The 6,327-nt window shown below is 66.9% G+C and carries 7 protein-coding genes; 2 read left to right on the top strand and 5 right to left on the bottom strand.

Annotated elements, in window-relative coordinates; genetic code table 11:
• The first annotated feature begins 1 nt into the window (after position 1).
• The gene (locus D3654_RS20855) at positions 2–157 is read left to right on the top strand and encodes an FG-GAP repeat domain-containing protein (RefSeq protein WP_280960126.1); all 156 of its coding nucleotides are present in this window, start codon (positions 2–4) and stop codon (positions 155–157) included.
• A 126-nt stretch (positions 158–283) separates the two neighbouring features.
• Here the strand turns inward: D3654_RS20855 and D3654_RS16330 are convergent, their stop codons facing one another.
• From D3654_RS16330 to D3654_RS16315, 4 genes are all read right to left on the bottom strand, one after another.
• A complete protein-coding gene (locus D3654_RS16330; protein WP_120522517.1) occupies positions 284–862 on the bottom strand; it encodes a cupin domain-containing protein in 579 nt (192 codons plus the stop codon).
• Complete coding sequence (locus tag D3654_RS16325) at positions 855–1,262, bottom strand: PAS domain-containing protein (RefSeq protein WP_115787006.1); 408 nt, start codon at positions 1,260–1,262, stop codon at positions 855–857. The genes D3654_RS16330 and D3654_RS16325 overlap by 8 nt, the downstream gene beginning before the upstream one ends.
• Positions 1,259–2,926 (bottom strand): GMC oxidoreductase, encoded by a 1,668-nt coding sequence (locus D3654_RS16320; RefSeq protein ID WP_205571836.1) that lies wholly within the window; start codon positions 2,924–2,926, stop codon positions 1,259–1,261. The genes D3654_RS16325 and D3654_RS16320 overlap by 4 nt, the downstream gene beginning before the upstream one ends.
• A gap of 354 nt (positions 2,927–3,280) precedes the next feature.
• Positions 3,281–4,237, bottom strand: coding sequence for an aminodeoxychorismate lyase (locus D3654_RS16315; protein WP_120522515.1), 957 nt, complete (start codon positions 4,235–4,237; stop codon positions 3,281–3,283).
• A gap of 125 nt (positions 4,238–4,362) precedes the next feature.
• Here D3654_RS16315 and cls point away from each other — a divergent pair, with 125 nt between their 5' ends.
• Positions 4,363–5,835, top strand: a complete 1,473-nt coding sequence (cls, locus tag D3654_RS16310; protein ID WP_120522514.1) for a cardiolipin synthase — start codon at positions 4,363–4,365, stop codon at positions 5,833–5,835.
• 27 nt (positions 5,836–5,862) lie between these two features.
• Here the strand turns inward: cls and D3654_RS16305 are convergent, their stop codons facing one another.
• Positions 5,863–6,312, bottom strand: coding sequence for a hypothetical protein (locus D3654_RS16305; RefSeq protein WP_120522513.1), 450 nt, complete (start codon positions 6,310–6,312; stop codon positions 5,863–5,865).
• Between the last annotated feature and the right edge of the window lie 15 nt (positions 6,313–6,327).

Genomic DNA, 6,327 nt, shown 5'->3' with positions numbered 1-6,327 from the left:
GGTGGGGCCGGGTGATTTCAATGGTGATGGCCGGGTGGATGTGTTGGCGCGGGATTCGTCGGGGTCGTTGTGGTTGTATCCGGGGAACGGGCGCGGTGGGTGGTTGGCGCGGGTGCGTGTTGGTGGGGGTTGGAACGTGATGACCGCTTTGGTTTAGCCCCGGGGCCCCTTCGACAGGAGCCTCTGTTCGACAGTGGACAGACAAGTGGGACGCGCCGGCCATGCCGACGCGTCCCACCAATGAAACAGCCCTATTGAACCGTGCTCCTATTGACCGTCCCTCCTATTGAACGGTGAACCGCCCTCCCGCGAACTGCTCCTCCGCAGGCTGCCCGCCCGCCAGCCGCCGGATCAGCCCCGCCTGCCCGGGGAACTCGGCCACGAGCGCCGCGACCTCATCCTCCGTGGGTTTCGCCGAATCCGCCGGCTCGTATCCGGGTGACAGGCTGCAGCTGACCAGCGCGAACCCCGGTCCGGCCAGCTCCGCACCGAACCAGGTGGAATGCGGCGCGGCTCCGTGCAGGATCTGGCCGGCGTCCGGATCCGGGCCGAACACCGTCTCCGCATACGCGTCCTCCCCGGAGAACACGTGCAGCCGCACCGGCGTGCCCAAATGGAAGAACCACAGCTCATCCTGCCTGAGCATATGCATCTCCAGGACCTCGCCGGCCTCCAGCAGGTACCAGTTGGAGCTGTAGAGCGGATGGTCGGCGCCGCCGAAGCGGGACGGCAGCGCCGCGCCGGGAATGGCCTCGTTGCTCACCATCGCCGGTGCGAACCAGCCGCCGACCCCCGACGGCGTCATGCCCAGCCGCTTGATCCAGCCCGCTGCGTCGGGCCCTCCGATGCCGATGTCACTCACTGGGCGGATCCGCCAGGGAGAAGCACACCGTGATCCCGATGATCGCGCCGGTGTCCAGGGAGCGCAGGAGGCCCTTCTGCGTCACGATGTCCACGTTCACCCAGCCGCCGTCTTTGAGGGGCACTTCGATGGTTTCGTGGAAGTTCAGCAGGGGCTTGCCGCTTGCCATGACCTCCTTGTCGTGGGCCACGTGCTCGGCGCGCGAGTCCTGGTGGCCGATCAGTTCGTCCTTGGTCATGCCCACCAGGTCGGCGAAGTTCTGGTTGACCCACAGGAACACCGAGTTCGCGTCCTTCACCACCCAGTAGACGCCGTCCTGCTTGTCCAGCACATCGGCGATGGTCATCGGCGGAACGGTGGGCAGGACAACCCCTTCCACCGCCGGGACCGCCGCGGTCACCGCGAAACTCCCTTGCCGCCGTCGGCCTCCAGTCTTTCGGCAAGATCCTGGGCCAGGGCCACCATGGTCATGGTCGGGTTCCAGGAACCGCCGGTGGGCCACAGCGAACCGCCGGAGACATAGACGTTCCCGACACCGTTCAGCCGGTAGTCGACCCCGACGACGGCGTCTTCCGTGTCGCCGATGGGCAGGCTGGAGCTTTCGTGGACCAGGCCCGGGACGCGGCGTTCGGGGATTCCCGGACGGTCGGCGGCCCAGCTTCCGGTGTTCGGATCGCCGTGCCAGTACTCCACACGGCTGGCCCCGCCCGGGGACAGCACGCGCTCAAGCATCTGGAACGTGCCTTCGTCCATGGAGTCCCACGTGACGTCATCGGTGGCGTTGGCCAGCACCTGCAGCGTCACGTTGGTGGTGGGATCCGCGCCGCCGGTGAAGCGCAGGTGGTTCTCCGGATTCGATTCGTCCAGCTCGCCGAGCACGGCACACACGAAGACCAGGTAATCCTCCGAGGACAGCAGCTGCGCCATGGACGCGGTGGCCACGACGTCCGGGGCGTAGCGCTCGGACTTCTGCGCGTTCTCCGCCGGCTTCCGGTCCGAGAGGACGGACAGCTGCACGTGGTACTGCATGCCGGCCGGGCTCTTGCCCGCCATGTAGATGGCCGCCAGTTCCAGCTCGCCGAGGGCTTCGCTGAAGTCGTAGTCCTGCCGCGGGACCCTGGCTACCACCGAGGTGATGAAGTGCGCGCTGAAGCTTTCGCCGGCGCGCTGGACCTGCGGGAAGGAATTCAGCACCAGCGTGGCCGGGGGAAGCGTGCCCATGGCCAGGACCAGGTTGGCGTCACCGACGTTCACCACGCCGCGGCTCGTGTCCAGGGCCGTGGCCCGGCCGTCCTGCTGGATTACGGATTTCACGGTGCAGTCGGTGACAACGCGCAGCGGCGAGCCCTTGCCCTGCGAGGCGAGGGCCTGCTGCCTGTCCGAAAGCTCAAGCAGCACGGCCGGCGTCGAGAATTTCGCGAAGTCGATGCCCGAGTTGGCGCCGGAGGCCGCAGCAAGCGGCGCCGGCATGGACCGGGTGGCGGAGTCGATCTCGTGCAGGCCGGCGGCCAGCCGATCCTGCAGGGCCTTCTGCATGATCCCGTACACCGGGCGGGTGTTGTTGATCAGGTCGACGACGTCGGCCGATACACCGGCGTCGATTTGGTCCGCCGGAACCACATTGAGCAGGTCCTCCGCCGTGGTGAAGTGGGCCTTCGCGGCGTCCATGACGGCCCGCGGCCAGCCGCGCATCTCGTCCTCCTCCGGGCGGGGACACCAGGCGCTCCACATGATGGAACGGCCGCCGTAGAAGGGGACCATGCCGTGCTGCCAGGAGATCTTGCCGGGCGGCTGGCAGGCGGTGGCTGCCGCCAGGGTCCAGGGGAACGTCTCGGAAAGTCCGCCGAGCGTCTCCCGATACGGCAGGGGCAGGTTCTGGAAATGCTGGGGGAGGAAGAACGGGCCGCGCTCGATGATCAGGATCCGGGCGTGCGGGTTGACGGTCAGTGTCCGCTCCGCGAAGGCGTAGCCGCAGAACCCGCTGCCGATCACGATGTGGTCGAATTGTTCTTCCTCGCGGACCGTTTTCCATTCGCCTTCGCTCAGGAAGAACACGTGGTCCATCACTTTTTGCGGTGAAGGGTCCTGGGGCCCGGGCGTGGGAAATCCGTGGTTGAAATTCTGGGACGAAGAAACTGCACTCACAATGAAGCCCCCATCAGTCTGGTTTGTCTCACGACACCGTGAAAACAAGCGTCCTGCCGGGCAGAGAGGAGTTTCATCCGCCCCAGCGCGGATCGCTGGCATTAGTGAATCACTGATGGAATGCGTTCACAATAGGGTTTTGGCGCCGACTTTCGGCGGCCTGTATTGTGGGCGTAATTGCAAGCCAGGTATCGATTAATATCCGAGAATTGAGTGTCAAATAAAGTCGATAAGGCGTGACAAGGCGGAAATATCCGGACCCGCGCCCGGCCCTTATTCGATTCCGGCGAACAGCTCGTTCAGTTCGTCCGTAAGTTGCTTGCGCAGGGCCGGGGTGCCGATCTCCCTGCCGTCCACGTGGTTGACCGGCGCGATCAGCCGGATGCTCGAAATCAGCCACACGGCGTCGGCGTCGTACAGGTCCTGGGTGACCAGCGGGCCGTAGCCAAGCTCCCAGCCCGCCGCCCTGGCCTTCGCGAACAGCGCGCCCTGGGAGGTGCCGGGCAGGATGCCGCTGTCCAGCTGCGGCGTGATGAGCCGCTTGACGGTGCGGGGTGAACCAGCAGAAGGGGAGCCGCTGCCGTCGTCGACCGTTTCCACGTGCGCCAGCAGCACGGTCGACGTCGGACCCTCCAGGACCCGGCCGTCGCTGGAGATGAAGATCGCGTCATCGGCGCCTTGCTTGTGCGCGTAGCGCAGCGCCGCCATGTTCACCGCGTAGGACAGCGTTTTGGCGCCGAGCAGCAGCCAGGGGGCGCGCTCGCCCGCCTCGGCGTCGAAACCGCGGTCCAGCAGGACGACGTCGATCCCCGTCTCCCGCTGCCGGCGGCTGCCCGCGGGCGACGGCGAAGCCTGGATCCAGCAGGTGGGGGCCGAGGCGCCCTCGACGCCGCGGGTCACCAGGAGCTTGACCACCACTTCGTCGGACTCCGGTTCCGGGGCGGGGAAGATGCCGCGGTATTCGGTGATGGCCGTTTCGATGGCGCGCCGCCAGGTTTCCTGCTCCGGGATCACGAGGTCCAGCGCGCGGGCCGAGGCCTGCAGTCGGTTCAGGTGTGCGTGCACCTTCCGGGCGTGGCCGCCGACGGCGAGCAGGGACTCGAAGACTCCGTCACCGCGCGTAGCCCCCAGGTCCGTTGCCATCAGCTGGGGCTGGGTGGCGTCGGCGATGCGGCCGTTCTCGAACGCAGGGTCAAGGAACACGAGGACCGTGGGGGCGGGGAGAGTCATGCCACCAGCTTAGTGCGGGTGGCCGCGCACGGTTCCCGCGAGACCGTCACCCCGGCGGTTAGGCTTGGGCTACAGCGGCGGCCGGCGGGTTTCCGCGGACTGGCTTAGGGACCGTGGGGGTTTGAGTGCTATTTCCATTCGAGGTGGGGACCGATTGGACATGGCCCCTGGCCGCGTGGGCGCTCGCGGAAATCATCCTGCGCATCGTTCTGCTGGGGATCATTCCCGGCAACCGCCGCCCCACCACCGCCATGGCCTGGCTGCTGGTCGTCTTCCTGGTGCCGTCCGTGGGCTTCGTTCTGTTCCTGCTCTTCGGCAACTTCCGGCTGTCCCGGCGGCGCCGCGAACAACAGGCGGAAGTCAACGAGCGGGTACGGGCAGGCGCCTCGGCGATGGCCGACGTCGTAAGCAAATATTCCGGGCCGGAATGGGTGAGCTCGGCCGCGGAACTGAACCGCCGGCTCGGCTCCCTGCCCATGGTGGACGGGAACTCGGTGCAGCTGATCCCCGGCTACCAGGAATCGATCGACGCCATGACCGAGGCCATCCGCGGTGCGCGGGACTACGTCAACGCCGAGTTCTACATCATGGGCAGCGACGCCGTCACGGACGGTCTGCTCAGCGAGCTAGAGAAGGCGGCGGAACGCGGCGTCAGCGTGCGGCTCCTGTTCGACCACATCGGAACGCTGCGGGTGCCCGGCTACCGCCGCTTGATCCGCCGGCTCAAGGCCAGCCGGATCCAGTGGAAGCGGATGCTGCCGCTGCTGCCGATCCACGGCCAGTGGCGGCGCCCGGACCTGCGGAACCACCGCAAGATCCTGGTGATCGACGGCGTCACCGCCTTTACGGGATCGCAGAACCTGATCGAGCCCTCCTACAACAACCCGCGCCACCGCCGCGCCGGCCGCAAATGGGTGGAACTCATGGCCCGGCTGGACGGCCCGATCGTGGCGACCCTCAACGTCGTGTTCGCCACGGACTGGCTCAGCGAGACTGACGAATCCCTCGAATCCCAGCTACGGCTGCCGGAGAACCCCCGCCGGGGACGGGTCACGGCCCAGGTGGTGCCCAGCGGCCCCGGGTTCGTCACGGAGAACAACCTGCGCCTGTTCAATACCCTGATCTACTCGGCCCAGCACCGCATTTCCATCTGCAGCCCGTATTTCGTCCCGGACGATTCACTGCTTTATGCCATCACCACCGCGGCACAGCGGGGCGTGGACGTGGAACTCTTCGTCTCGGAGAAGGGCGACCAGTTCCTGGTGCACCACGCCCAGCGCTCCTACTACGAGGCGCTGCTGGAAGCGGGCGTGCGCATCTACCTCTACCGGGCACCCCTGGTGCTGCACGGGAAGCACTTCACCATCGACGACGAGGTCTCCGTGGTGGGCTCCAGCAACATGGACATGCGCTCCTTCTCCCTCAACATGGAAGTCTCGGTGATGCTCCTGGGCGCGGAAACCGTGGACCTGATGCGCTCGGTGGAGCAGGGCTACCGGGAGGCAAGCTTCGAACTGACGCTGGCGGACTGGCTGCACCGGCCGATGCTCGCGAAGTACGTGGACAACGTGGCGAGGCTGACCGCGACGCTGCAGTAGAACTGCGGAGATGTCCGTTGCGGAACTTCAGATTTTGAGCGTGACGCCTTCGGCCGTGCAGGGCACGGAACTGGCGAGGAAGGCGTCCTGGATGGCGTCCTTGGATTCCTGGGACGGGGCGTCGCCGAGCGAACGGTCCAGCGCCAGCAGACTCAGTGCGTAGAAGAGCCCGGACACTTCCTCAGGGGCCGTGGTCTGGGCCTCGTCAGCGCGCAGGTAAATGTCGTCGAAAGCGTCGGCGTCGTCCTTGGCCGTGGCCGCAAACTCGGCGTAGAGGGAGTTGAAGAGCTCGCAGGCGTCCTTCACGTCGCCTGCCCCGGCGGACGACGACGGCGTCCCTTCGGTGCTGCCCGGCGTCTCGATGCTGTCCGAGGGGCTGGCCGGCGCGCTGCCGGGTGCCGGGCTGGCGCCACCCGGCGTGCAGGCGGTCAGGCACGCGGCGCCAACGAGGGCGATCATTGCGAGGAGTCTCTTCATGGTCCTCCACCCTAC

It is taken from the genome of Arthrobacter celericrescens, from assembly GCF_003614925.1.
Classification (GTDB): Bacteria; Actinomycetota; Actinomycetes; order Actinomycetales; family Micrococcaceae; genus Arthrobacter; species Arthrobacter celericrescens.
This window is presented reverse-complemented; position numbering and strand designations above follow the sequence as displayed.